Genomic DNA, 23,377 nt, shown 5'->3' with positions numbered 1-23,377 from the left:
GGCGAGTTCCGTAACCCGTAAAGCGGGGCCGCCCGATCCCCTAATCGCGGGTATGTTCATCTACCCGTAAAACCCCGAACCGCATACACTGCCGCGCCGAAAGCCAGCACGCCGAGTCCGGCCAGCACCGAGCCGATGGGCAGCGAGAACCCGACGACGACGCACCCGAGCGCCCCGAGCACGGGAACCCAGCGCGGCGGCCGGTGTTCGGCCGCGGTGAGAGTGGCCGCCGACAGATTCGCGACCAGATAGTAGCCGAGCACCGCGAACGAGGAGAACCCGATCGCCGCGCGCAGGTCCATCGTCGCCGCCAGTACCGCGACGACGACCCCCACCGCGAGCTCCGCGCGGTGCGGCACGGCGTACCGGGGATGCACCGCGGCGAGCGCACGCGGCAGATGCCCGTCGCGCGCCATGGCCAGCGTCGTCCGCGACACACCGAGGATCAGCGCCATCAGCGAGCCCGCGGCGGCGAGCACCGCACCCACCCGCACCACGGGCGCGAGCCATCCCACGCCCGCGGCCTCGACGACCCGCGCGAGCGGATCGCGCGCCGCCGCGAGTCCACCGGAACCCAGCGTGAGCAGCGCGGCCACCGCGACCAGCGCGTACACCGCCAGCGCCCCCGCCAGCGCGAGCATGATCGCCCGCGGAATCGTGCGCTCGGGATCGCGCACCTCCTCGCCGAGCGTGGCGATCCGCGCGTACCCGGCGAACGCGAAGAACAGCAGTCCGGCTGCCTGCAACACACCGTAGGGCCCGATCTCCGCATCGAGAACCGTTGCCGACGAACGATTCCCGCCGAACCCGGCCACCACCACCGCGGCGAGCACCGCGAGCACCAGCCCCACGATCACCCGCGTCGCCAGCGCCGACTTCTGCACCCCCACATAGTTGATCCCGGTCACGACGACCACCGCCCCCACCGCCACCGCATGCGCCTGCTCCGGCCACGCGTAACTCCCCACCGTCAGCGCCATCGCCGCACACGAGGCCGTCTTCCCGACCACGAACCCCCACCCCGCCAGATACCCCCAGAACGCCCCCAGCCGCTCCCGTCCGTACACATACGTTCCACCGGACACCGGATACAACGCCGCCAACCGCGCCGACGACATCGCATTGCAATACGCCACCACCGCCGCCACCCCCAACGCCACCAGCAACCACGACCCCGCGACCCCCGCCGCGGGACCCAGCGCCGCGAACACCCCGGCCCCCACCATCGCCCCGAGCCCGATCACCACCGAGTCCCGCAACCCGAGCTCACGCCGCAACCGCGCTTCCGAAGCCATACCCCCATCCTCGAGCATCGCCGGTTGGTTCGCGACCTGGGCCGTGACATGACAAACGCCGCCAGGTCGATGAGGGAGACCTGGCGGCGTTCGAGTCGAGGGGCCGTCTCTCCGGACGGCCCGTCAGGGTGTCGGCGCCCCACAAGCGCCTCTCGGCGAGTGGTCGCTCGTAGCGACAAAGGGGTGAGGCCCGGGGCTGTTCGGACGCCGACAGTGGTGTTCAACCGAGTCTCCCGGCGAGCTATTCCGCGTGCGCGATGTGATCCGCGCAACTTGCTTGATTCTCTCAATTTCTTGACTAATTCCAGAAAAGGAGGAGAGTGGATGTCGTGCACACCGAGGAGATCGACGCTTGCCGACTGTTGCGTGATGCGGGATTGCGGGTCACCGCGCCCCGGATCGCGGTGCTGAATGCTGTTGCCGCGCAGCCGCATTCGGATGCGGAGGCGATCGCCGCCGTGACCAGGGCAACGCTCGGCACGGTGTCGACGCAGGCGGTGTACGACGTGCTCAATACCTGCGTGCGGGTGGGAATCCTGCGGCGGATCGAACCGGCGGGCTCGCCTGCCCGGTTCGAGACGCGGACCGGTGACAATCACCATCACCTGGTGTGCCGAAGTTGTGGGGTGGTGGTCGACACCGAATGTGTCGTCGGCGCCGCCCCCTGTCTGCAGCCCGCGGACGATCACGGCTTCGCGATCGACGAGGCCGAGGTCGTCTTCTGGGGGTTGTGCCCCGACTGCCGAAACCAGGAGGCGAAATGACCAAGCCGACCACCACGAACACCGGTAGTGCCGTCGAGAGCGACGACGAATCGCTGTCCGCCGGAACCCAGGGACCGGTGCTGCTGCACGACCACTACCTGATCGAGAAGCTGGCCCAGTTCAACCGCGAGCGGGTCCCGGAGCGGATCGTGCACGCCAAGGGCTCCGGCGCCTACGGCGAGCTGGTGGTGACCGGCGATGTCAGCCGCTACACCAAGGCCACGCTGTTCCAGCCGGGCGCGCGCACCGAATCGCTGGTCCGGTTCTCGACCGTGGCCGGTGAACAGGGCAGCCCCGACACCTGGCGTGATCCACGCGGTTTCGCGGTGAAGTTCTACACCGAGGACGGCAACTACGACCTCGTCGGCAACAACACCCCGGTCTTCTTCATCAAGGACGCGATGAAGTTCCCCGACTTCATCCGCTCGCAGAAGCGACTGCCAGGCAGCGGCCTGCGCGACCACAACATGCAGTGGGACTTCTGGACGCTGCGCCCGGAGTCGGCGCACCAGGTGACCTGGCTGATGGGCGACCGCGGCCTGCCCAAGACCTACCGCCACATGGACGGTTTCGGCTCGCACACCTACCAGTGGATCAACGCCGAGGGCGAGCGGTTCTGGGTGAAGTACCACTTCAAGACCGATCAGGGCATCGAGTTCCTGACCCAGGCCGAGGCCGACACCCTCGCGGGCACCGACCCCGACTACCACCGCAAGGACCTATGGGACGCGATCGAGCGCGGCGACTTCCCGAGCTGGACGCTGAAGGTCCAGATCATGCCGGTCGCCGAGGCAGAGGCCTACCGCTTCAACCCGTTCGACCTGACCAAAGTGTGGTCGCAGCAGGACTATCCGCTGATCGAGGTCGGCAAGTGGACGCTGAACCGCAATCCGGGCAACTTCTTCGTCGACATCGAGCAGGCCGCGTTCGAGCCGTCCAACATCGTCCCCGGCATCGGTTTCTCGCCGGACAAGATGCTGCTCGGCCGCGTCTTCGCGTACGCCGACGCGCACCGCTACCGGATCGGCACCAACTACGCGCAGCTGCCGCCGAACCAGGCCAGGGCCGCCGAGGTGAACTCCTACTCGAAGGAGGGCGCCATGCGATACCAGTACAACCCCGCCGACGTGCCGGTCTACGCGCCGAACTCCTTCGGCGGCCCGCACGCCGACCCGTCGAAGGCGGGCGACGGCGGCCTGTGGGAGTTCGAACCGTCGATGCTGCGGGCAGGCTACATCCAGCACGCCGAGGACGGCGACTTCACCCAGGCGGGCACGCTGGTGCGTGAGGTACTCGACGACGCCGCCCGCGCCCGCCTGGTCGGCAACATCGTCGGCCACGTGCTCGCCGGTGTCAGCGAGCCGGTGCTGAGCCGGGTGTTCGAGTACTGGCGCAATGTCGACGCCGAACTCGGCAAGCGGGTCGAGGAAGGGGTGCGGGCCGGCCTGGAAGGCTGATCCGGATCCGAGTAGACACCGAGGCAGGTACGCCGCAAGGCATACCTGCCTCGTGTCGTGTCCGCAGGAAATAGGTTGGCGCGGAAGCCTTTCGGCGTCCGCGCCGTCGATGTCTTATCGGTCAGAAGTTGCTGAACCAGTACAGCAGGCTAGCCAGCACCCAGACGATCAAGGTTTCCATCGTCGTTCTCCATCTTGTCGGTCCTTCCATCATCGCCGAAGAAAACGGCCTGTGCCGACAAGTTGTTCTTAAGAACCTCTCGAGACGGACATCGCATCCTTTCTTCAGACACCGGAACAACCGGGTCCGACCGGTCTCGAGGGGTGATCAGTCGGACCCGGCGGTGCAGACCAGAAGGTGGCTCTTCCAGACGCTGAAGACGCACTGCCGACGGTAACCACACCGACGGACTGGGCCATAGACGTTCCGATTCGTGTCATGGGGTACATCGACCGGGCCGGTCCGACGAGGGGTGACCGGCCCGGTCGTTTGCGTTCGACGGCATCGGCCGTCAGGGTTGGGGGGTGGTCGAAATTGCCGAGCACCAAGACGCGCTGGATCGTGCCGAGGGACGGCTGCGCGACGAGTTCGCGACGATGTTCGAGCCGGAGACGATCCATCGTTTCCTGCACTCCTCCTACGACGACTTCGCCGCGAGGGCGACGGTTACCTTGTATCTCCCGCTGCTGGCGGAACGTTTCGGCAGGCAGCGCTTGCAGGCACTGGCCAAGGTCGAAGGCAAGGTCGCCAAGCCGCGCCCGATCGTGCTGTTCCTGTGCACCCACAACGCGGGCCGGTCGCAGATGGCGCTCGGCTACTTCGAGGACCTGGCGCTGAGCCGCGCGGTCGCCTGGTCGGGTGGGTCGGTGCCCGGCGAGCAGCTCAATCCGGCCGCGGTGGCGGCGATGGCGGAGGTGGGCGTCGACATCTCGCGCGAGTATCCGAAGCCGTGGACCGACGAGATCATCCGGGCCGCGGACGTCATCGTCACGATGGGCTGCGGCGACACCTGTCCGCTTGTGCCCGGCGTTCGCTACGTGGAATGGATCATCGATGACCCGGCCGGGCTGGAACTGGACCTGGTGCGGCCCATCCGCGACGACATCGGCCGCCGCGTGACAGACCTGCTCACCGAGCTGGGCATCCCCGTCAGCGATCCCGCAGATACGCCGTCCAGCCCCCGTACCCGGTGATGTCGGTGGCGGCGACGGCGGCATCGTAGCTGCAGGCGAAGCCGACCACCGAGCGTCCGTCGGACAGCTCGATGCTGGTCAGCGCCATCGGCGGCGGCAGTTCGGCGAGGAAGCGGCCGAGTCCGCCGGGGGAGACCAGGAACAGCTCGCCGCGGATCGGTGCGCCGAGGCCGTCGCCGTGGCGTACCAGGCCCGGCTTCGGCGGCGTGGTGTCGAGCGCGGTGAGCCGGTAGGCGTCGCTGGTGGTGATCTCGCCCGCGAACCTGGCGCCGAGCTGTCCGAGCTGCCAGTGCAGCGGCTGGCCGCGCAGATGCGCGCCGAAAACTGCCAGTGGCACACCGGTTTCCACGAGTAGTGGCGATCGGGTGCCGGTGAGGCGGGCGGCCAGGTCGACGGCGAGCTGGTCGGCGAAGGCGGGGACGACCACCATCACGCCGAACGGCAGGCCGTCGGCGGTTGGTACGCCGGGGACGGCGACGGCGGCGAGGTCGAGCAGGTTGCAGAAGTTGGTGTAGGTGCCGAGGCGGCGGTTGATCGTCAGCGGGTCGGCGGCGACCTCGGCGATCGAGGGATGCTCGGTGGTGGTCGGCAGCAGGAGACCGTCGTAGCCGGCCTGCAGTGTGGTGACGCGGGTCTTGGCCAGCGTGTCGAGGTCGGCGACGAAGGCGTGGGCGTCGAGGTTCTTTGCCGCGCTGATGATCCCGGCGACGGTCGGGTCGAGTCCCGCTTCGGCCTTGTCGACGAATTCGCCGACGGCCGCGTATCGCTCGGCGACGATCGCGCCGTCGTAGAGCAGGCGGGCGGCGTCGAGCAGTGGCGAGATATCGATCTCGTGCACGGCGATGCCCTGATCACGCAGGGCGGCAACAGTTTCGGTGAAGGCGGCGCGGTAGGGAGCGCTCAGTGGGGCGAGGTCCTCGGGGCGCGGGATCGCCACCTTCGGCGTGGCTGACGCGGCCAGGCGCACGTCGGCGGGCCAGGCGCGGCTGCGCGGATCGCGGGCATCGGGGCCCGCCATGATCCTCGCGGCGGTGACGGCCAGGTCCAGGTCGGCGGCGAACACGGTGACCGCGTCGTAGTCGGCGCACGCGGGGACGACGCCGTGCGCGGGGATCACGCCGAGGCTCGCCTTGATGCCGACGATGCCGTGCAGGGCCGCGGGTACCCGGCCCGAGCCCGCGGTGTCGGTGCCGATCGCGAGGTCGGCGATGCCGAGGGCCACAGCGGCCGCCGATCCGGAACTCGAACCGCCGGAGATCAATTCGGGGTGGAGCGCGTTGCGCACCGCGCCGTAGGGGCTGCGGGTGCCGACCAGGCCGGTGGCGAACTGGTCGAGGTTGGTCTTGCCGAGCACCAGCGCGCCCGCCGCCACCAGGCGTTCCACTGCCGCGGCTGTTTCGGTTGCCGGATAGGCGAATTCGGGGCAGGCCGCGGTGGTCGGCAGGCCCGCTACGTCGACGTTGTCCTTCACGGCGAGGAGCAGGCCGGCCAGCGGCAGGTCTTCGCCGTCGGCGACGCGTCGGTCCAGTTCCGCTGCCTCGGAATCGAGTTCGTGCTGTGGGCGCAGCGTGATCCAGACCTCGGGCCGATCCACCTGCGCGATCCGCGCGTAGGCCGCCGCGACCCGCGCTGTCGCGGTGCCGGGTAGTCCTGCTGACATGGCCGTCTCCTCAATCGTTCATGGACATGGCGGCGACGGCTCGCGAGATGCGCTCCAGGACCACATCCAGCGAATCGCCGATGTGGGTGTGCAGGAGTTGCTGCGCCAGGACGAGATCGCCGGCGAGGACGGCGTCGAGGATGCCGAGGTGCTCGCTGATCGTGGTCTCGATGCGGTTGTTGATCATGAAGTCGTGCATGCGGACATGCCGGATCCGGGAGTTCACCGCGACCAGCGCGCGCACCATCTCGGCATTGCCCGCCGCCGTCAGCAGGGCGACGTGGAATTCCTCGTCGACCACGACGAACCCCGGCTCCTGGGCAGGCGGATCGGCCTGCAGGGCCAGCCAGCGCTGCCGTTCGGCGCGCAACAGCTGTTCGTCGTGGGTGATCCGCGGGTCGGTGCGCACCCGGGTCATGCCGCCTAGCTCCAGCGTCAGCCGCAGCTCGTACAGGTCGCGGATGCGGGCCACACTCGGCCGCACCGGGCTGAACCCGAACTCCTCGCGTTCCAGCAGTCCGTCCGAGCAGAGCATGGTCAGCGCCTCGCGCACCGGCGTGCGCGAGATGCCGAATCGGCTCGACAGCTTCGGCTCGGTGAGCCGCTCGCCGAAGCGGATGTCACCGTTCATCAACTCGCCGCGCAACGTCGAGTACACGACGTCCCGCAGCGGCCTGCCAGGGCCGTCATCCGGTGCATCCACCCTTGTCGACATGGGTGTATACGCTATCGACCGGGAATTTCTATCAAGTGACAGAAAGTAAGCGTCAGGTTATCGGGTCCTCACACCGCCCCATCTCACGACGGCCGCGTCACCGTGGAGAGCACTTCTCAACCACCTTCGAACACACAGGGAACCTCGGGTGACACAGTCCGCGCGCACTCTTCTCTACGAGCCCGCCGTCGCGCTCCCACTCCGCTCACCCGGAAGGGCGACCCATGAACGCATCCGCCGCAATCCTGGCCCTGATCCTCGGCCTGTTCTCGGTCATCGCCATCACCGTCTGGTGGCCCAACCCACTCGACCGCGAAACACCCCCGACCTACGAAGAACCCCTCCTGCGCGGCGTCTCCGTGCCCCACCCGACTCGCCGCGATCGCCACTGATCCGACCCGACAGGTGGGTGATCGTTGCGCGGCAGCGGTAACCTTCCTCGGTTGTGCCCGCCATGAACAATCAAAGTCTCGCCCGCAGAAGAAGTATCGTCCTCCGGCACCTGTTGGGGCCGCCACCGAGTACTCCGCCGACAATCGACTGGAGCGCTGTCGAACATCGCCTCGGCTTCACCCCGCCCCCGGACTACCGGGCGTGGGCAAACGTCTACCCCCAGATCACCATCGACAACTTCTTGACCGTCTTGCACCCAGCCGGGCCGCCCTCGCTCAACCTGTTCACGGCCGACACGGAACTGCTCTCTTTCGAGCGTCAACTTCGAGACGTCGATCCCGGCGACATGCCCTATCCCATCCAACCCGAGCCCGGCGGACTCTACCCCTGGGGCTGGACCGCCAACAGCGACCGCCTGCACTGGTATCCGGCGGGTGACCGCCTCGTCGTGATCAACCGGTTTGGAAACCACGATTGGCCGGGCACGATGACGGACTTCCTTATCGCGTTCCTCGCCCGCGCACCACTGTTCCCCTTCTTTCCCGCCGACTACCCCCGGCCAGGATTCACAGTGGATGCCGCCGACTGAGTTCGGCTGATGCTGCCTCCGGAGCTCACCTCGACCGCGAAGCACCCCAGACATACGAGGAGCCCCTGACCAGTGAACTGATCAGGGGCTCTTCTGTGTCTCAACCAACACGTCGGGGTGACAGGATTTGAACCTGCGACCTCTTCGTCCCGAACGAAGCGCGCTACCAAGCTGCGCCACACCCCGTGAGGCGAACCTGAAGTAGCTTACAACGAGGTGATGTGGATTGTTAAACCGGCTGGTCAGAGGGTTAGTTCAGGGCGCGGATGGAGCTGAAGATGCGCTTGGCGGTGGCGGGGTCGACGGCGTCGGCGACGCCGGTGTCGGCGATCATCACCATGACGAAGCTGCCGTCCTTGACGCCCTTGAACGCGTAGGTGTAGATGGAGAAGGTGGGGGCGCAGCCGGGCTTGGGGTTGGGGACGGTGCCGGTGGTCTCGGTGAACATGCCCTCGGTCTTGCCGTCGATCGACTTCAGTGGCTGGGCGGGGCCGGGGGTGCCGGTGGAGCCCTTGTAGGCCAGGGGAGCGGCCTTGGTGCCGAGCTCGGCGCCCGCCGCGGCGTGGTCGGCCTGCTTGGAGCCGGTGAGCAGCGACATGGTTCGGGTGGAGCCGGGGCAGTAGTCGCGGCCGTCGGTGGCGTAGCCCTTACCGATGACGGAGTCACCGGGCGGTTCGCCGACGCCGCCGATGGTGGTCTCGGTGGCGACCTTCCAGCTCGGCGGCACGTCGTAGGCGGCGCCGCGGTCGGGCGAGGCGACCACCTGGTAGCCCTCGATGAGCGGCGTGCGCCCGGACGCGGCGCCCGACGGTGACGGGGTGGTGGAGCTGGGCTTGGGCTTGCTCGACGAGGGCGGTGCGCCGGTGGTGGTGAGGGCGCTGACCATCGACGGGGTGGTGCCCCCGCTCGCGGTGGTGGCCGGGGAGTCGTCGCCGCGGGTCAGCGCGACCGCGGTGATGGCGCCGCCGACCAGCAGGACCGCCGCGAGACCCGCCGCCACCCAGATCGCCGCCTTACCACCGGATTTCGGCCCGGGCGGGATCGGCTGACCATAGGGCTGCTGACCGTAGTGCTGCTGATTGAACTGTTCGAGCGGCGGAATCTCGCCGTACTGCTGCTGCGGTGGCTGCCAGGTCGCCCCGCCCAGCACCGTCGGATCGGACTGCCCCCACTGCTGAGCTGGATTCTGCTGTCCCGCAGCAGGATTCCACGGCTGCTGGTTGGGTACCTGACCAGCGCCCCATTGCGGCTGTCCCGGCGGCGAACCCCACTGCTGGCCCGGAACCTGCTGACCGGCAGGAGGATTCGAACCCTGCCAAGACGCGTTCGGGGCACCCAGCTGAGTGACATCGGCCTGGCCGGGCTGCCACGGCTGAGGCGAACCGGGCTGCGCAGCTGGAGGATTCGCGCCCGGCCACGCAGCAGCGGGGTTGCGCAGCTGGGTCGCGTCAGCTTGACCTGGCTGCGCGGCGGAGGCATTCGGGCCGGGCCAGGGTGCGGCCGGGTTGCGCAGCTGGGTCGCGTCGGCCTGGCCGGGCTGCCACGGCTGAGGCGAACCAGGTTGTCCGGCAGGAGGATTACCCGCGTCCCACTGCTGCGGGCCCGCCGGTGTCCACGGCGTCGGATCGGGCAGGCCCGGCATGGGCCCGGAACCGTTCCAGCGCAGGGTCGGCGGGAGCCCGGTGCTGCCGGGCGTCCACACCGCGGTCGCGTCGGGCGCACCCGGATTCGGCTGTCCCGCAGCGGGATCCCCCTGCGCGGGCGCGCCCGGCGGCGGGTTCACCGCGTCGGGACGCTGCCACTGCGCGTCGGGCTGGTGCGGCGCACCCGACCCACCGAATACGGTCGGGTCGTTGCGCCTGTCGTCGGATCCACTGCTCACGGTCATCCCCTACTGACAAGAGTCGTTCGGGGCAGACCCTAGCGGGCGACGGCCTCCGATGCCGACACGCCGTGGCCGGCGTCGGCCGATGGCCGCTTCGGCGGGGCGCCGACCAGCGTCAGCAGGGTGGCTTCCGGGCGGCAGCAGAATCGGTAGGGCGCCCACGGCGAGGTGCCGATGCCCGCCGAGACGTGCAGCTGGGTGTGCTCGCCCCACCGGGAGGCGCCCTTGACCCGGGACTTGTCGATGCCGCAGTTGGTCACCAGCGCGCCGTAACCGGGGACGACCAGCTGTCCACCGTGCGTGTGCCCGGCCAGCACCAGGTCGTAGCCGTCCTCGGCGAACCGGTCGAGGACCCGCGGTTCCGGCGAGTGGGTGACACCGATGCTCAGCTGCGCGAGCTGGTTGGGCGCACCGGCGACGGTGTCGTAGCGGTCGCGCTGCAGATGCGGGTCGTCCACACCGGCGCTGGCGATGCGGATGCCCGCCACTTCCAGGTCGCGACGCGTGTGGGTCAGGTCGAGCCAGCCGCGTTCGGTGAACGCCGCGCGCAGATCCTGCCAGGGCAGGGGGTCACCGTAAACACGGCGATGATCCTTCTTGAAATACTTCAGCGGATTCTTCGGCACCGGCGCGAAATAGTCGTTGGAACCGAACACGAACAGGCCGGGACGGGCAAGCAGCGCACCGAGGGATTGCACAACGGCGGGCACGGCCTTGGGGTGGGAAAGATTGTCGCCGGTATTCACGACCAGGTCGGGTTCGAGCCGGTCGAGTTCGCGCAGCCACTGCTGTTTGAGCTGCTGGCCCGGCATCATGTGCAGGTCGCTGACGTGCAGAATGCGCAAGGTGGGCGAGCCTGGTGCGAGTACCGGCATGGTCGCTTCGCGCAGGACGAACGCGTTCCGTTCGATCAGCGTGGCGTATCCGATGCCGGCGACGGCGGCCCCGGCGGCTCCCAACGCGGTTCGGCGGACAGCGGACGTCGAGATAACGGGCATTTGCCCAGCATAGGCGACCCCCTCCCGGAACGGCGCGTGTGTTTCCGCACAAACGGTCGGAATTTCATCCGCGATGAAAATGTGATGGGACTCCGGAGGCCGAACAGCTAGCGTGAGGCGCATGTCGGAACTGAAATCGCAACTGCGCGCGGATATGACCGCCGCACTGAAAGCCAAGGACACTCTGCGCTTGGCGACCCTGCGGATGCTGCTCGCCGCGATCCAGAACGCCGAGGTCTCCGGAGCGCAGGCGAAGGAACTCTCCGATGCCGAGGTCGTCTCCGTTTTGCAGAAGGAAGCCAAGAAGCGCAACGAGTCGGCCGTGATCTACGAGCAGAACGGGCGTGGCGAACTGGCCGCGAACGAGCGCGCCGAGGAAGAGATCATCGAGCAGTATCTGCCGACCCAGCTGACCGAGGCCGAGGTGGCCCAGGTCGCCGACACCGCGATCGCGCAGGTCGCCGAGGAGATCGGCGAGCGGCCGGGGATGAAGCAGATGGGTCAGGTCATGAAGGCGGCGACCGCGCTCGCCGAGGGCAAGGCCGACGGTTCGCGGCTGTCGGCGGCGGTCAAAGCGCGCCTGTAGACCCGCGCGACAACGAGCAGGGCCGCCGTCCGAAGTGGACGGCGGCCCTGTTTCGTTTACTACCGCGGCACCGGGATCGGGATCGGTGGCAGACGCGGGATCTGCGGGAGGCCGGGGATCACCGGCGCAGGCGCGGAAGGCGGCGGCGTGGTCGGCGTCGGCGCCCGGACCGAGCCGTCACTGATGTAGATCGTGACGACCGAGCCGGGAACCGCCGAACCGTTCGGCGAACTGCCCATCACGGTGCCCTTGGCCTGCGTGCCGGGACTGGTCACCGCGGACACCTGGAAACCGGCGCCGGACAGGATCGAGGTGGCCTCGCCCTGCGACTTGCCCGCCACATCGGGGACCTGGGAGTTGCCCGCGCCGCGGACGTACTTGTCGTCCACCGGCGGCAGGCCGGGCGGTGGGTAGCGGTCGAGCACCGGCTTGATGGCGTTGAACCAGGTGCGGGCCGGTTCGTTACCGCCGAACAGGCCTGCGGCGTTGCTGGCACCACAGTTCCGCAGCGGGAACGAGCAGATCTCGCCGGGGGTCGGGCTGTCGCCGTAGACGTAGACCGACGATGCCAGCGAGTTGGTGAAGCCGAGGAACGCCGAGGAACGGTGGCTCTCGGTGGTGCCCGTCTTGCCCGACATCGGGGCCGCCCAGCTCGCGGCACGCGCCGCGCTTGCCGCGGTACCGCTGGTGTCGTCCTTGCTCATCGCGTTGGCGAGGGTGTTGGCCAGACCGGGGTCGACCACCTGCTCACACGCTTGCTGGGTGAGCGGAACGGTCTTGCCGGCGCGGTCGACGACTTCCTTGATGGGCGACGGCGGGCACCACCTGCCGCCCGAGCCGAGCGTGGCGGCCACATTCGACAGTTCGAGCGGGTTGATCGCGAACGGGCCGAGGGTGAACGAGCCCATGTTGTTGTTCTTGATGTGGTCGGCCAGGCTCGTGTTGCCGTGCCCGGAAGTCCCGGGCTCGGTGTAGGCCCGCATGCCGAGGCGGACCGCCATGTCCACCGCGGCCGCGACGCCGACGTCCTGGATCATCTTCACGAAGGTCGTGTTGGGCGAGGTCGCGAGCGCGTCGGTCACCGACATCGACCCCGGGTAGGCGCCCGCGTTCTTGACACACCACGAGTCGGCCGGGCAGCCCGGCGAGTTCGAGTAGCCCATGCCCCTGGCGGCGTAGGTACCAGGCACGTCCACCTGGGCGGCGATACCGAGGCCCTTCTCCATCGCGGCGGCCGTGGTGAACAGCTTGAAGATCGAGCCGGCACCGTCGCCGGCCAACGAGTACGGCTGGCCGAGCAGCGTCTCGTTGGCGTCGCGGTTGAGGCCGTAGGTGCGGCTCGACGCCATCGCGAGGACGGGGTGCGAATCCTGACCGGGTGCGATCACCGACATGACCTCGGCGATGTTGTCGAGGTTGGGGTCGGCCTGCTCGTTCACCGAACGCTTCACCGATTCCTGCAGCACCGGATCGAGGCTGGTCTTGATCAGGTAGCCACCCTTGTCGATCTGCTCCCGGCTGATGCCCGACTCGGCCAGGTACTGCAGCGCGTAGTCGCAGAAGAAGCCCTTGTCCTGGGCGGCGATACAGCCGCGCGGCAGACCCTTCGGCTCGGGCAGCACGCCGAGCGGTTCGGACTTGGCCTTGCGGAACTCCTCGGCGCGGTGCGGGATGTTCTGGATCAGGGTGTCGAGCACGGTATTGCGGCGATCGGTGACGCCCTGGACGTTGGTGTAGGGGTTCAGCTTGGAGCTGGACTGCACCATGCCAGCCAGCATCGCCGACTGGGGCATGGTCAGCTCGGCGGCGTCGACGCCGAAGTAGGTCTGCGCCGCGTCCTGGATGCCGTAGGAACCGTTGCCGAACGGCACCAGATTCAAGTAGCGGGTGAGGATCTCGTCCTTGCTCAGCTCGCGGTCCAGCGTGAGCGCCATCCTGATCTCGCGCAGCTTGCGCGCGGGGGTGGTCTCGATCGCGGCGCGGCGCTCGGCGTCGGTCTTCGCGACGACGAGCAGGTTGAAGTTCTTCACGTACTGCTGATCGAGCGTCGAGGCGCCCTGCTGGACCTCGCCGGAGGAGGTGTTGGTCAGGAACGCGCGCAGCGTGCCCTGCCAGTCGACGCCTTTGTGGTCGGCGAAGCGCTTGTCCTCGATGGACACGATCGCCAGCTTCATGTTGTTGGAGATGCGATCGCTCGACACCTCGAAGCGGCGTTGCTCGTACAGCCAGGCGATGGGGGCTCCGCTCGCGTCGACCATGGTCGAGACGGCGGGAACCGTGCCCTCCACGAGTTCGGCTGACACGTTGTCGACGGCATCGGCGGCTCGGTTGGAGATGAACCCGAATCCACCGGCCAAGGGGAACAACAGCCCGGCGACTAGCACGGAGGCCAGCGCGCAGCTGCCGGCCAGCCTCGCGAGCGTTTGAGTGATCGGCACCTGCCCAGAGTAAGGGGTGGGGTGGCGGGGTTCACGGTTGTGCTGCTCGACGGGGAATGTCCGGTCGGTGCCAGGGGGATTGCTCGGGCGTGTCAACAAAATGATCACATCGGCGTGTCGCGCCCGGCCACGCCGGTGAACAGCAGGACTTCCCGGTCGGAGCCCGATTTGAATGGACGGCCGTACCAAAAAATCGGGGGCTGGTCTTGCGCAAGCGCCATACCTTTACCTAGATTGAGAACCCAGTGTGATAGAGCTAACACTCAAAGTGGAATGTGGTGCGGACCGCAGCGGTAGTTGGGTTGCTGTGATCCGCGCTCGCGATTCTGGAGCGCCGCACAACGGTGTTCGGACTGCAAAGGGGCACATCAAATGCACATCACAACCCCCATCGCTCGACTGGATGTAGAGCAGGCCGAGGCAAGGATCGCTTGGGTTGCCCAGGCGCGATGCAAGGAAGTGGACCCTGATCAGCTGTTCGTTCGTGGTGCGGCGCAGCGCAAGGCGGCAACGATCTGCCGTCATTGCCCGGTGTTGATGCAGTGTGGCGCCGATGCGCTGGACAACCGGGTCGAGTTCGGAGTGTGGGGCGGGATGACCGAGCGGCAGCGACGCGCGCTGCTCAAGCAACATCCCGATGTGACGTCGTGGGCCGACTTCTTCCAGGCGCAGCGACAGCATCAGGTGGCCATCTAGCAGGCGAGACCGGACCGTTATCACACACGGCGCCGAGACCGCTGGGTTTGCGGAATCGGCGCCGTCTACCGGTGTTACGAGAATGTAAGCAATAGCGGAACCGTCTGACTCAGGCGGAGGCGGGCTTGCCCGCCAGCTGGTCGCCGACCACGCGCAAAGCGTCCAGGTCGGAGACCTCGAACGGCAACGCGGTGACCGAAACGATCGGAACCCGCGGATGGGCGCCGGTGAAGCGATGCAGCAACCGCTGTTCCCGCTTCGCCGTCGCCACCCGCTCGGCGTGGATGCGCAGCACCGACGCGGTGAGCGGGTCCGATTCAGCGAGCTGATCGGCGGCGGTCAGCGCGTGGTCGCCGGACAGTCCTGACAACGCGGGATGCGTCCGGTTCAGCACGAGACCGGCCAGCGGCATCTGCTCGGTGGAGAGCCGGTCGACGAAGAACGACGCCTCGCGCAGCGCGTCGGGTTCGGGCGCCGCGACCACCAGGAAGTGGGTGCCCGGCTTCGACAGCATCGCGAAGGTGCGCTCGGCCCGCTCCTGGAAACCGCCGAACAGCGACTCCAGTGACTGCAGGAACGTCGAGGCGTCCTTGAGCATCTGACCGCCCACGATGGTCGACACCCCGCGCATCGCCAGGCTCATCGCGCCCGTGACGAACCGGCCGACCCCGCGGCCGGGCGCCATGATCAGCCGGATCATCTTGCCGTTGAGGAAGGTGCCGAGCCGCTTGGGCGCGTCAAGGAAGTCCAGCGCGTTGCGCGAGGGGGGAGTGTCGACCACGATCAGGTCCCACTCCTTGTGCCCGGCCAGCTGACCGAGCTTCTCCATCGCCATGTACTCCTGCGTGCCGCCGAAGGACGAGGCCACCGTCTGATAGATCGGGTTGGCGAAGATCTGCTCCGCCTTCTCCACGCTGGTGTGCTCGAGCACCATGTCGTCGAAGGTGCGGCGCATGTTCAGCATCATCGCGTGCAGCTGGCCGGGCACCTCGGGACCGAGCTCGACCCGCTGGGGCGTGTTGTCCAGGTCGGCGACGCCCAGCGACTGGGCAAGCCTGCGCGCCGGATCGATGGTCAGCACGACGACCTTGCGGCCCGCCTCGGCGGCCCGCAGCGCGATCGCGGCCGCGGTGGTGGTCTTGCCGACGCCGCCGGAGCCGCAGCAGACGATCACCCTCGCCGTCGGATCGGCGATGATCTCGGAGACATCCAGCGGGGTGGTCACTTGCTCGCTCATCGCACTCCCTGCGCGGATAGCTGTTCGGCCAGTTCGTAGAGTCCGCCCAGGTCCATGCCTTCGCCGAGGGCGGGCAGGTGCAGCTGGGGAACGTCGACCTGCGCCAGTTCGACAGCGCTCTCGTCCTGCGCGGTCAGCATGACGGCGTGGTCGACGGTCTCGGTGAGCAAACCGGTGAAATCCTCGTCGGGCAAGTTGATCCCGGCCTTGGCCAGGCTCGCCGCGATGTCGGTGGCGTCGAGTTCGCCGCGCACGGCCAGGGCGCGCTCGGCGGGGTCGAGCTGAGACTTGGCCGCCCGGTTGACGATCACCGTGCCGATCCGCAGATCGTTGGCGGCGAGTTCGGCGACCGCGTCGGCGGTCTCCTGCACCGGCAGCGCCTCGAGCAGCGTCACCAGGTGGATCATCGTCTGATCGGAATGCAGCAGCTTGGACACACCCTCGGCCTGCGAGGCGATCGGGCCGCCCTTGGCGATCTCGGCCATGGCCTGGGTGACGTCGAGGAAACTGGCGATCCGGCCGGTCGGCGGCGCGTCGACGACGATGTCGTCGTAGGCGGGCCTGCCGTCCTTGCCGACGCGCACCGCGCACTCCTTGACCTTGCCGGTGAGGATCACATCGCGCAGGCCGGGCGCGATGGTGGTGACGAACTCGATGGCGCCCATCCGGCGCATCGCCCGGCCCGCGAAGCCGAGGTTGTAGAACATGTCGAGGTATTCGAGGAACGCGTGCTCGATGTCGAGGGCGAGCGCGAACACCTCACCGCCGCCGTCGGCGCTGGCGATCTGGGTCTCGGTGGGTGGCAGCGGCGGCCGGTCGAACAGCTGCGCGATGGACTGACGGCTCTCCACTTCGACCAGCAGCACCTTGCGCCCACCTGCGGCGAGGGCGAGGGCCAGCGCGGCCGAAACGGTCGACTTGCCGGTGCCTCCCTTGCCGGTCACGTAGTGCAAGCGGGCTTTGGCCGCGCGCTGTGGCCATCCGGTCGACGGTCCGGGAACCGACGAAACCGGCTCTGCTGTTGGTGCTCCCACGTCGCCGAGCCTATAACCCGTTTCTCGGCGGCGTTCGGGGTGAGCCCTAAACTCACACCATGAGTGAAGTCACCCTGTGGGAGTACGCGACCGTGCCGCTGTTGACGCACGCGACCAAGCAGATCCTCGATCAGTGGGGCGCCGACGGCTGGGAGCTGGTCACGGTGCTGCCCGGCCCGACCGGCGAACAGCACGTCGCCTACCTGAAGCGGCAGAAGTAGCGTGGCCACCGCGTGGAAGGACGCGCTCGACCGGCTCGGGGTCACCCTGCCGCCGGTCGCCGCCCCCGTCGCGGCCTACATCCCGGCCGTGCGCACCGGTTCGCTGGTGTACACCTCCGGTCAGCTGCCCTTCGTCGACGGTGAGCTGTCGGCGGTCGGCAAGGTCGGCGCTGAGGTCGATGTGGAGCAGGCCAAGGAGGCCGCGCGGCTGTGCGCGCTGAACGCGCTGGCCGCCGTGCACGACCTGGTCGGGCTCGACCAGGTGGTGCGGATCGTAAAGGTCGTCGGATTCGTCAACTCCGCACCGGGATTCACCGATCAGCCGATCGTGATCAACGGCGCGTCGGAATTCCTCGGCGAGGTGTTCGGCGAGGCCGGCGTGCACGCGCGCTCCGCGGTGGGCGTCTCGGAACTGCCGAAGAACACGCCCGTCGAGGTGGAATTGATCGTCGAATTGGACCAAGCAGTCGGATAGGCAGCCGTCATGGCACTGGAACATCCCGCGTACGGCCAGGTCAGGGTGGTCACGCCGACGGCGTCGGTGCTGCTCGCCGACAACCCGTCACAGATGACGCTCGACGGCACCAACACCTGGCTGCTGCGCGGACCCGATAGCGACGCGTATGTGGTCGTCGACCCGGGACCGAAGGACAAGAAGCACACCGCCGCCATCGTCGAGGCGACCGGCGGCCGGATCGCGCTGACCCTGATCACCCATCACCACCCCGACCACACCGGCGGCATCGATCACCTGGTGAAAGCCACCGGGACGCCGGTGCGGTCGGTGGAACCGAAGTATCTACGTGGCGAGGTGACCGCGCTGGTCGCCGACGAGGTCATCGAGGCGGCGGGCCTGCGGATCACCGTGCTGGCCACCCCCGGCCACACCGGCGACTCGGTGAGTTTCCTGCTCGACGACGCGATCGTCACCGGTGACACGGTGCTCGGTGAGGGCACCACGGTGCTCGCGTCGACCGCGGGCGCGCTGGCCGACTTCCTGTCGTCGCTGGAGTTGCTGCTCGAGCGCGGCACGGGCAAGGCACTGCTGCCCGCGCACGGTCCCGACCATGCCGATGCGGCGCCGGTGGTGCGGTACTACCTGAACCACCGTCGCGAACGACTCGATCAGATCCGGGCTGCCCTGGCTGAATTGGGGCAGGACGCAGGCGCTTTCGAGGTCGTCCGCAAGGTGTACGCCGATGTGGACAAACGCCTGTGGCCCGCAGCGCGCAGCTCGGTGAAGGCGCAACTGGAATATCTACGGGCAGAACGCGAGTCCTGAGCCCGGTCCTCGAGCCGACGTGCGTCGATCAGCACGTCGGCTCCAGGCGTGCGCGGCGGACCCGCGGAAACAACGACGGCACGCCGGAACCACGGTGGCGCGGACGAGGCCCTCTTCCTCCGGAGCCGCACCGGTGGTCCCGGCGTGCCGAGACGTCGACGAACTAATCAGCGAGCGCGACGTGCGAGGCGCTCGGAATCCGAGATCAGGACGCTCTTGCCCTCGAGGCGCAGCCACCCGCGATGGGCGAAGTCGGCCAGCGCCTTGTTGACGGTTTCCCGGGAAGCGCCGACCAGCTGGGCGATCTCTTCCTGGGTCAGGTCGTGGGTCACGCGCAGCGCGCCCGCTTCCTGGGTGCCGAAGCGCTGTGCGAGCTGCAGCAGCGCCTTGGCGACGCGGCCTGGCACGTCGGTGAAGATGAGGTCGGCGAGGTTGTTGTTGGTGCGGCGAAGGCGTCGTGCCAGCACGCGCAGCAGCTGCTCAGCGATCTCGGGGCGCTGATCGATCCACGACTTGAGTGCGTCGCGGTCCATCGTGACGGCGCGGACCTCGGTGACCGTGGTTGCGGTCGAGGTACGCGGGCCAGGGTCGAAGATCGACAGTTCACCGAACATGTCGGACGGACCCATGATGGTCAGCAGGTTTTCCCGGCCGTCGGGTGAGCGACGACCGATCTTCACCTTGCCCGTCGTGATGATGTACAGCCGATCGCCGGGTTCGCCCTCGTTGAAGATGACGTGGCCGCGCGGAAAATCTACGGGCTGCAGCTGCTTGGCGAGCGCGGCCACCGCGGTGGGCTCGACGCCTTGGAAGATGCCTGCTCTGGCGAGGGCCTCGTCCACGAATGTGCTCCTTATGGGATATGGCTTTGCGAACCTGGTCGAGCGAATCGACCAACAGCGCAGTCTACGCGGCATCTCGGCAGCACAGTGACAGACACCACGTAAAGTGTGGATTGCGCGATCTGCGCACACCGTGCACGGGCGGTCCGCCCGCGGGAATCGATCGATCAGCTGGCGCGGGCGACATCCATTTCGGAGTCACGTGACCGGCGCCTGCGCATCCGCGCGACCGCGGCGGGCAGGCCGAGCTTCGTCAGCTCTTTCACTTCGGCGTTGCTGGCGTTGTCCAGGTACTGCTGAACCTCTTCGTCGGGTTCGAGAAGCTTTCGGAGCCGATTCTCGACCCGCTCCATCCCCAGCGCGAACAGCATCAACAGCACTGGGAAGAGCACCACAGCGAGTCCTTGCATGACAGGCAGTAAACACGGTCCAGGTCTCAGATGGAACACAGCGGGCAAACTGAACGCTCAATGTTGTCGTAGTGGTTCCGTATGGTGGACAGGTGCCCGTTTCCCCCGCCACCGCAGCCGCAGACGACGCAGCCCCGGCCGCGGAAACGGCAGCGGTTCCCACCGGCATCTCCGCGGCGCGCAAGCGCAAGAACCGCGCGATAGCTGCGGAAACACGGATCGGACTGGTCCGGCGGGCCCGCCGGATGAACCGGACGCTCGGCGCGGCTTTCCCCGACGCGCACTGCGAGCTGGACTTCACCACCCCGCTGGAGTTGGCGGTGGCGACGATCCTGTCCGCCCAGTGCACCGACGTCCGCGTGAACCTCACCACTCCCGCGCTGTTCGCGAAGTATCGCAGCGCGCGCGACTACGCCGAAGCCAACCGTGCCGAGCTGGAGGAATACATCCGGCCGACGGGGTTCTACCGGAACAAGACCAGTTCGCTCATGGGGCTCGGGCAGGCGCTCGTCACCGGATTCGACGGTGAATTGCCTCACACGATGGGCGAACTGGTGAAGCTGCCCGGCATCGGGCGCAAAACTGCCAACGTCATCCTCGGCAACGCTTTCGGTGTGCCCGGCATCACGGTCGACACCCACTTCGGCCGCCTGGTCCGCCGCTGGAAGTGGACCGAGGACGAGGATCCGGTCAAGGTCGAACACGCGGTCGGCGAGCTGATCGAGCGCAAGGAGTGGACGATGCTCTCGCATCGGGTGATCTTTCACGGTCGCCGGGTGTGTCATGCGCGCAAACCGGCGTGCGGCGCCTGCGTGCTCGCGGGCGACTGCCCGTCCTTCGGGCTCGGGCCGACCGATCCGGCCGTCGCGGCCGGGCTGATCAAGGGGCCGGAGCGCGAGCACCTGCTCGATATGGTCGGGCTGTGAGTGATTCCACCGAACCGTCGCTGTCGCGGCGGCCTGCCTTGCGCTGGGTGCTGGCCGCGCTGATCGTCGTCGTCGCGGCGGCGGTCGCGCTGTGGCCGCGCGGCGGTTCCGAGACCACGGGCCCGGCGCAGACGGCGAGGCAACCGGCGGTAGCGGTGGCCTCGCCCGAGCAGCGCGCGGCCGCAGGCTTGATCCCGTGTCCGGCGCCCGCCGCGGGCGCGACCGGCTCGGGACCGCTGGCCGGAATCACCCTGACCTGCCTCGCCGACGGCGCGCCTTTCGACATCGCCGCCGCGCTGGCAGGCAAGCCCGCGCTGCTCAATCTCTGGGCGTACTGGTGCGGCCCGTGTGCCGTCGAGCTGCCCCACCTGCAGGAATTCGCGCAGCGCGCCGGCTCGGAGCTCACCGTGCTGACCGTGCACAGCGATCCCGACGAGGTGAAGGCGCTGGCCCGGCTGAGCGGCCTCGACATCACCCTGCCCGGTGTGGCCGACCCGCAGGCGAGCGTGCGCACCGCCGTCGGGGCGCCCGCGGTGCTCCCGGTGTCGGTGCTCGTGCGCGCGGACGGCACCATTGCCAGCGTCGAGGTACGCACGTTCGCCGATGTCGCCGACATCGCCGACACGGTGGCCGAGGAACTCGGCGTTCGGATCGCGGTATGACGAAGGACGTTGTGATGAACGGTGTGATGCGGTTGGACGAGTCCGGCCTTCCGTCCTGGCTGCGCGCCGCGATCCGGCACGGCGGCCCCGATGCCGACGACACCCTCGCCACCTCGCGCGCCCTGCGCCGGGCCATGTCGATCACCGGCAAGCCACGTCAGGCCGCCGTTCTCGTGCTGTTCGGCGGTTCGCCGGAGGCCGACCCCGCCGCGCCGGGCGGCCTGCCCGCCGACGCCGACGTGCTGCTCACCCAGCGCGCCTCGACCATGCGCCAGCATCGCGGCCAGGTCGCGTTCCCCGGTGGCGCCGAGGACCCGGGCGACGACGGCCCGGTGGGCACCGCGCTACGCGAGGCCGCCGAGGAGACCGGCCTCGACCCCGCGGGCGTGCAGCCCTTCGCGCTGCTGCCGAAACTGTTCGTGCCGCCGTCGAAGTTCGACGTGACCCCGGTGCTCGGCTACTGGCGGGCACCCAGCCCGGTCGGGGTCGTCGATCAGGCCGAAACCGAGCGTGTCGTCCGTGTTCCGCTGACCGAATTGCTCGATCCGGCACACAGATTCATGGTGCGTGGCAGTCTCGGCTACCAGAGCCCAGCGTTCCAGGTCGACGGCATGCTCGTCTGGGGGCTCACCGGCGGTATCCTCGCCGGAATCATCAAAACGGCTGGGTGGGAACGAGACTGGGATCGGGGCGACGTGCGTGACTTGGAGAGCTCGTTGGCTGCGGTCGGAATGACCCTGTGAGCCCCTCGGTATGGCTCGATATCGCGGTGGTGCTGATCGCGCTGGTCGCGGCGTCGACCGGCTGGCGGCAAGGCGCCGTCGCCTCGGCGCTGGCGTTCTTCGGCGTCGCGCTCGGCGCCGTCGCCGGCATCCTGATCGCGCCGCACATCCTCAAACATTTCAGTGAGGGACGCAGCCGGGTACTCGGCGGCATCCTGCTGATCGTGCTGCTGGTGATCGTCGGCGAGGTCGCGGGCATGGTGCTCGGCCGGGCCGCGCGCACCGGCATTCGCCATCCCGTCGCTCGCGGTGCGGACAGTGTGGTCGGCGCGGTGCTGCAGGCGGCGACCGTGCTGGTCGCGGCCTGGTTGCTCGCGCTGCCGCTGGCCACCGCGTCCCAGCCGGGGGTCGCCGCCGCCATCAACGGGTCGCGGGTACTCGCCGACGTCAACGCGGTGGCGCCGAACTGGCTGCGCAAGCTGCCCAACGAATTCTCCAAGCTCCTGGATACCTCCGGGCTGCCGGATGTCATCGGGCCGTTCGGCCGGGCGCCGATCGCGGCGGTGGAACCGCCGGACGCGAGCGTGCTCGCCAGTCCGGTCGCCGCCTCGCTGCAGCAGAGCGTGCTGCGCATCCGCGGCGTCGCGCCGAGCTGCCAGCGTGCGCTCGAGGGCTCCGGCTTCGTCGTCGCGCCCGAACGCGTGATGACCAACGCGCACGTCGTCGCGGGGACGAACAGCGTGTCGGTCGACACCGCGCGCGGCCCGCTGGAGGCCACCGTCGTGCTGTTCGACCCGTCCAAGGACATCGCGGTCCTCGCGGTGCCGGGGCTGACCGCGCCGGTCGTTCCGCAGGCGCCCGAACCGGCGACCTCGGGCGAGAGCGCGATCGTGCTCGGCTACCCGGGCGGCGGGCCGTACACGGCCAGCGCCGCACGTGTCCGCGAGACCCTCGACCTCACCGGCCCCACCATCCACCGCGACGGCACCGTCGAGCGTGAGGTGTACACCGTCCGCGGCCAGGTCCGCGCGGGCAACTCGGGCGGCCCGCTGGTCGACACCGAGGGCCAGGTCCTCGGCGTGGTCTTCGGCGCCGCGGTCACCGACGACGACACCGGTTACGTCCTGACCCTGCGCGAGGTCGGCGCCGAACTGTCCGCCGCGCAGACCCGCAGCGCCGAGGTTCCCACCGGAGCGTGTGTCCTGAGCTGAGTCGCGGTCGGTGCCCGCCCCGGCGCCACCACGCCCCGACCTCGAGGAGGGGCAGGCCGACGCAGTCGGCCGTCGCGGCCGTCCCGTCGGTCAGGTGCCGTTGCGTAGGCGACGAAGGAGCAAGCAGCGGTGCCGGTCCGGCGGGGCAGGAGGGGCCGCG

At 68.6% G+C, this 23,377-nt stretch carries 24 protein-coding genes and 1 tRNA gene; 14 read left to right on the top strand and 11 right to left on the bottom strand.

Features of this window, described 5'->3' with window-relative positions; all coding sequences use genetic code 11:
* Positions 1–56 precede the first annotated feature (56 nt).
* Entirely contained in the window at positions 57–1,295 is a 1,239-nt protein-coding gene (locus tag ACFWF2_RS14480; RefSeq protein ID WP_379307928.1) for an APC family permease, read from the bottom strand.
* Between the two features lie 329 nt (positions 1,296–1,624).
* Here ACFWF2_RS14480 and ACFWF2_RS14475 point away from each other — a divergent pair, with 329 nt between their 5' ends.
* From ACFWF2_RS14475 to ACFWF2_RS14465, 3 genes are all read left to right on the top strand, one after another.
* Positions 1,625–2,059 (top strand): Fur family transcriptional regulator, encoded by a 435-nt coding sequence (locus tag ACFWF2_RS14475; protein ID WP_379307961.1) that lies wholly within the window; start codon positions 1,625–1,627, stop codon positions 2,057–2,059.
* Positions 2,056–3,516 (top strand): catalase, encoded by a 1,461-nt coding sequence (locus ACFWF2_RS14470; protein ID WP_379307927.1) that lies wholly within the window; start codon positions 2,056–2,058, stop codon positions 3,514–3,516. The genes ACFWF2_RS14475 and ACFWF2_RS14470 overlap by 4 nt, the downstream gene beginning before the upstream one ends.
* 525 nt (positions 3,517–4,041) lie before the next feature.
* Complete coding sequence (locus ACFWF2_RS14465; RefSeq protein ID WP_379307926.1) at positions 4,042–4,710, top strand: arsenate reductase ArsC; 669 nt, start codon at positions 4,042–4,044, stop codon at positions 4,708–4,710.
* Here the strand turns inward: ACFWF2_RS14465 and atzF are convergent.
* Positions 4,667–6,370, bottom strand: a complete 1,704-nt coding sequence (gene atzF / locus ACFWF2_RS14460; protein WP_379307925.1) for an allophanate hydrolase — start codon at positions 6,368–6,370, stop codon at positions 4,667–4,669. The two genes, ACFWF2_RS14465 and atzF, sit on opposite strands and share 44 nt — an antisense overlap.
* A 10-nt stretch (positions 6,371–6,380) precedes the next feature.
* Complete coding sequence (locus tag ACFWF2_RS14455; protein ID WP_379307924.1) at positions 6,381–7,085, bottom strand: GntR family transcriptional regulator; 705 nt, start codon at positions 7,083–7,085, stop codon at positions 6,381–6,383.
* Positions 7,086–7,309: 224 nt separating this feature from the next.
* On the opposite strand from ACFWF2_RS14455, the gene ACFWF2_RS14450 reads away from it, so the two are divergent.
* Positions 7,310–7,477, top strand: coding sequence for a hypothetical protein (locus ACFWF2_RS14450; RefSeq protein WP_379307923.1), 168 nt, complete (start codon positions 7,310–7,312; stop codon positions 7,475–7,477).
* A 53-nt stretch (positions 7,478–7,530) separates the two neighbouring features.
* Positions 7,531–8,067, top strand: coding sequence for a hypothetical protein (locus ACFWF2_RS14445; protein ID WP_379307922.1), 537 nt, complete (start codon positions 7,531–7,533; stop codon positions 8,065–8,067).
* Positions 8,068–8,179: 112 nt separating this feature from the next.
* On the opposite strand, the gene ACFWF2_RS14440 is transcribed toward ACFWF2_RS14445, so the two are convergent.
* The 3 genes from ACFWF2_RS14440 to ACFWF2_RS14430 all read right to left on the bottom strand — a co-directional run bounded on the left by ACFWF2_RS14440 (position 8,180) and on the right by ACFWF2_RS14430 (position 10,950).
* Positions 8,180–8,253 (bottom strand) — tRNA-Pro (locus ACFWF2_RS14440).
* A gap of 64 nt (positions 8,254–8,317) precedes the next feature.
* On the bottom strand, positions 8,318–9,949 hold the full coding sequence (locus ACFWF2_RS14435; protein ID WP_379307921.1) for a hypothetical protein: 1,632 nt from the start codon (positions 9,947–9,949) through the stop codon (positions 8,318–8,320).
* 38 nt (positions 9,950–9,987) lie between these two features.
* Positions 9,988–10,950, bottom strand: coding sequence for a metallophosphoesterase (locus ACFWF2_RS14430; RefSeq protein WP_379307920.1), 963 nt, complete (start codon positions 10,948–10,950; stop codon positions 9,988–9,990).
* Positions 10,951–11,071: 121 nt separating this feature from the next.
* Here ACFWF2_RS14430 and ACFWF2_RS14425 point away from each other — a divergent pair, with 121 nt between their 5' ends.
* Positions 11,072–11,536: a GatB/YqeY domain-containing protein gene (locus ACFWF2_RS14425; protein WP_379307919.1), complete on the top strand. Its 465-nt coding sequence runs from the start codon at positions 11,072–11,074 to the stop codon at positions 11,534–11,536.
* A 59-nt stretch (positions 11,537–11,595) separates the two neighbouring features.
* Here the strand turns inward: ACFWF2_RS14425 and ACFWF2_RS14420 are convergent, their stop codons facing one another.
* Positions 11,596–13,974 (bottom strand): penicillin-binding protein, encoded by a 2,379-nt coding sequence (locus ACFWF2_RS14420; RefSeq protein WP_379307918.1) that lies wholly within the window; start codon positions 13,972–13,974, stop codon positions 11,596–11,598.
* Between the two features lie 372 nt (positions 13,975–14,346).
* Between ACFWF2_RS14420 and ACFWF2_RS14415 the strand changes: the two genes are divergently transcribed.
* A complete protein-coding gene (locus tag ACFWF2_RS14415) occupies positions 14,347–14,670 on the top strand; it encodes a WhiB family transcriptional regulator (protein WP_019044565.1) in 324 nt (107 codons plus the stop codon).
* 109 nt (positions 14,671–14,779) lie between these two features.
* On the opposite strand, the gene ACFWF2_RS14410 is transcribed toward ACFWF2_RS14415, so the two are convergent.
* Both ACFWF2_RS14410 and ACFWF2_RS14405 read right to left on the bottom strand, forming a co-directional pair.
* Positions 14,780–15,907, bottom strand: a complete 1,128-nt coding sequence (locus ACFWF2_RS14410) for an ArsA family ATPase (RefSeq protein WP_379307917.1) — start codon at positions 15,905–15,907, stop codon at positions 14,780–14,782.
* Positions 15,904–16,941 (bottom strand): ArsA family ATPase, encoded by a 1,038-nt coding sequence (locus tag ACFWF2_RS14405; protein WP_379307916.1) that lies wholly within the window; start codon positions 16,939–16,941, stop codon positions 15,904–15,906. Before ACFWF2_RS14405 ends, ACFWF2_RS14410 begins: the two co-directional genes overlap by 4 nt.
* A gap of 59 nt (positions 16,942–17,000) precedes the next feature.
* Here ACFWF2_RS14405 and ACFWF2_RS14400 point away from each other — a divergent pair, with 59 nt between their 5' ends.
* From ACFWF2_RS14400 to ACFWF2_RS14390, 3 genes are read left to right on the top strand one after another with little or no spacing between them, the layout of a single operon-like run.
* Positions 17,001–17,162, top strand: coding sequence for a DUF4177 domain-containing protein (locus ACFWF2_RS14400; RefSeq protein WP_019044568.1), 162 nt, complete (start codon positions 17,001–17,003; stop codon positions 17,160–17,162).
* 1 nt (position 17,163) lies between these two features.
* Positions 17,164–17,637, top strand: a complete 474-nt coding sequence (locus ACFWF2_RS14395; protein ID WP_379307915.1) for a RidA family protein — start codon at positions 17,164–17,166, stop codon at positions 17,635–17,637.
* 9 nt (positions 17,638–17,646) lie between these two features.
* Positions 17,647–18,444, top strand: coding sequence for an MBL fold metallo-hydrolase (locus tag ACFWF2_RS14390; RefSeq protein WP_379307914.1), 798 nt, complete (start codon positions 17,647–17,649; stop codon positions 18,442–18,444).
* A 167-nt stretch (positions 18,445–18,611) separates the two neighbouring features.
* Here ACFWF2_RS14390 and ACFWF2_RS14385 read toward each other — a convergent pair whose 3' ends face one another.
* Together ACFWF2_RS14385 and ACFWF2_RS14380 are read right to left on the bottom strand one after the other, a co-directional pair.
* Positions 18,612–19,286 (bottom strand): Crp/Fnr family transcriptional regulator, encoded by a 675-nt coding sequence (locus ACFWF2_RS14385; RefSeq protein ID WP_040703546.1) that lies wholly within the window; start codon positions 19,284–19,286, stop codon positions 18,612–18,614.
* Positions 19,287–19,453: 167 nt separating this feature from the next.
* The gene (locus tag ACFWF2_RS14380) at positions 19,454–19,681 is read right to left on the bottom strand and encodes a hypothetical protein (protein ID WP_379307913.1); all 228 of its coding nucleotides are present in this window, start codon (positions 19,679–19,681) and stop codon (positions 19,454–19,456) included.
* 182 nt (positions 19,682–19,863) lie between these two features.
* Here ACFWF2_RS14380 and nth point away from each other — a divergent pair, with 182 nt between their 5' ends.
* The 4 genes from nth to ACFWF2_RS14360 are packed head-to-tail and all read left to right on the top strand — an operon-like array spanning position 19,864 to position 23,217.
* Positions 19,864–20,622: an endonuclease III gene (gene nth / locus ACFWF2_RS14375; protein ID WP_379307960.1), complete on the top strand. Its 759-nt coding sequence runs from the start codon at positions 19,864–19,866 to the stop codon at positions 20,620–20,622.
* Positions 20,619–21,284, top strand: coding sequence for a TlpA family protein disulfide reductase (locus ACFWF2_RS14370; protein ID WP_379307912.1), 666 nt, complete (start codon positions 20,619–20,621; stop codon positions 21,282–21,284). The genes nth and ACFWF2_RS14370 overlap by 4 nt, the downstream gene beginning before the upstream one ends.
* Complete coding sequence (locus ACFWF2_RS14365) at positions 21,281–22,027, top strand: NUDIX hydrolase (RefSeq protein WP_379307911.1); 747 nt, start codon at positions 21,281–21,283, stop codon at positions 22,025–22,027. The genes ACFWF2_RS14370 and ACFWF2_RS14365 overlap by 4 nt, the downstream gene beginning before the upstream one ends.
* On the top strand, positions 22,024–23,217 hold the full coding sequence (locus tag ACFWF2_RS14360; protein ID WP_379307910.1) for a MarP family serine protease: 1,194 nt from the start codon (positions 22,024–22,026) through the stop codon (positions 23,215–23,217). Before ACFWF2_RS14365 ends, ACFWF2_RS14360 begins: the two co-directional genes overlap by 4 nt.
* Positions 23,218–23,377: the final 160 nt, after the last annotated feature.

Origin of the sequence: Nocardia sp. NPDC060259, assembly GCF_042728775.1 — a bacterium.
Taxonomy (GTDB): domain Bacteria; phylum Actinomycetota; class Actinomycetes; order Mycobacteriales; family Mycobacteriaceae; genus Nocardia.
Note: the sequence above shows the minus strand (reverse complement) of the source record. Positions and strands in the feature narration are given on the sequence as shown.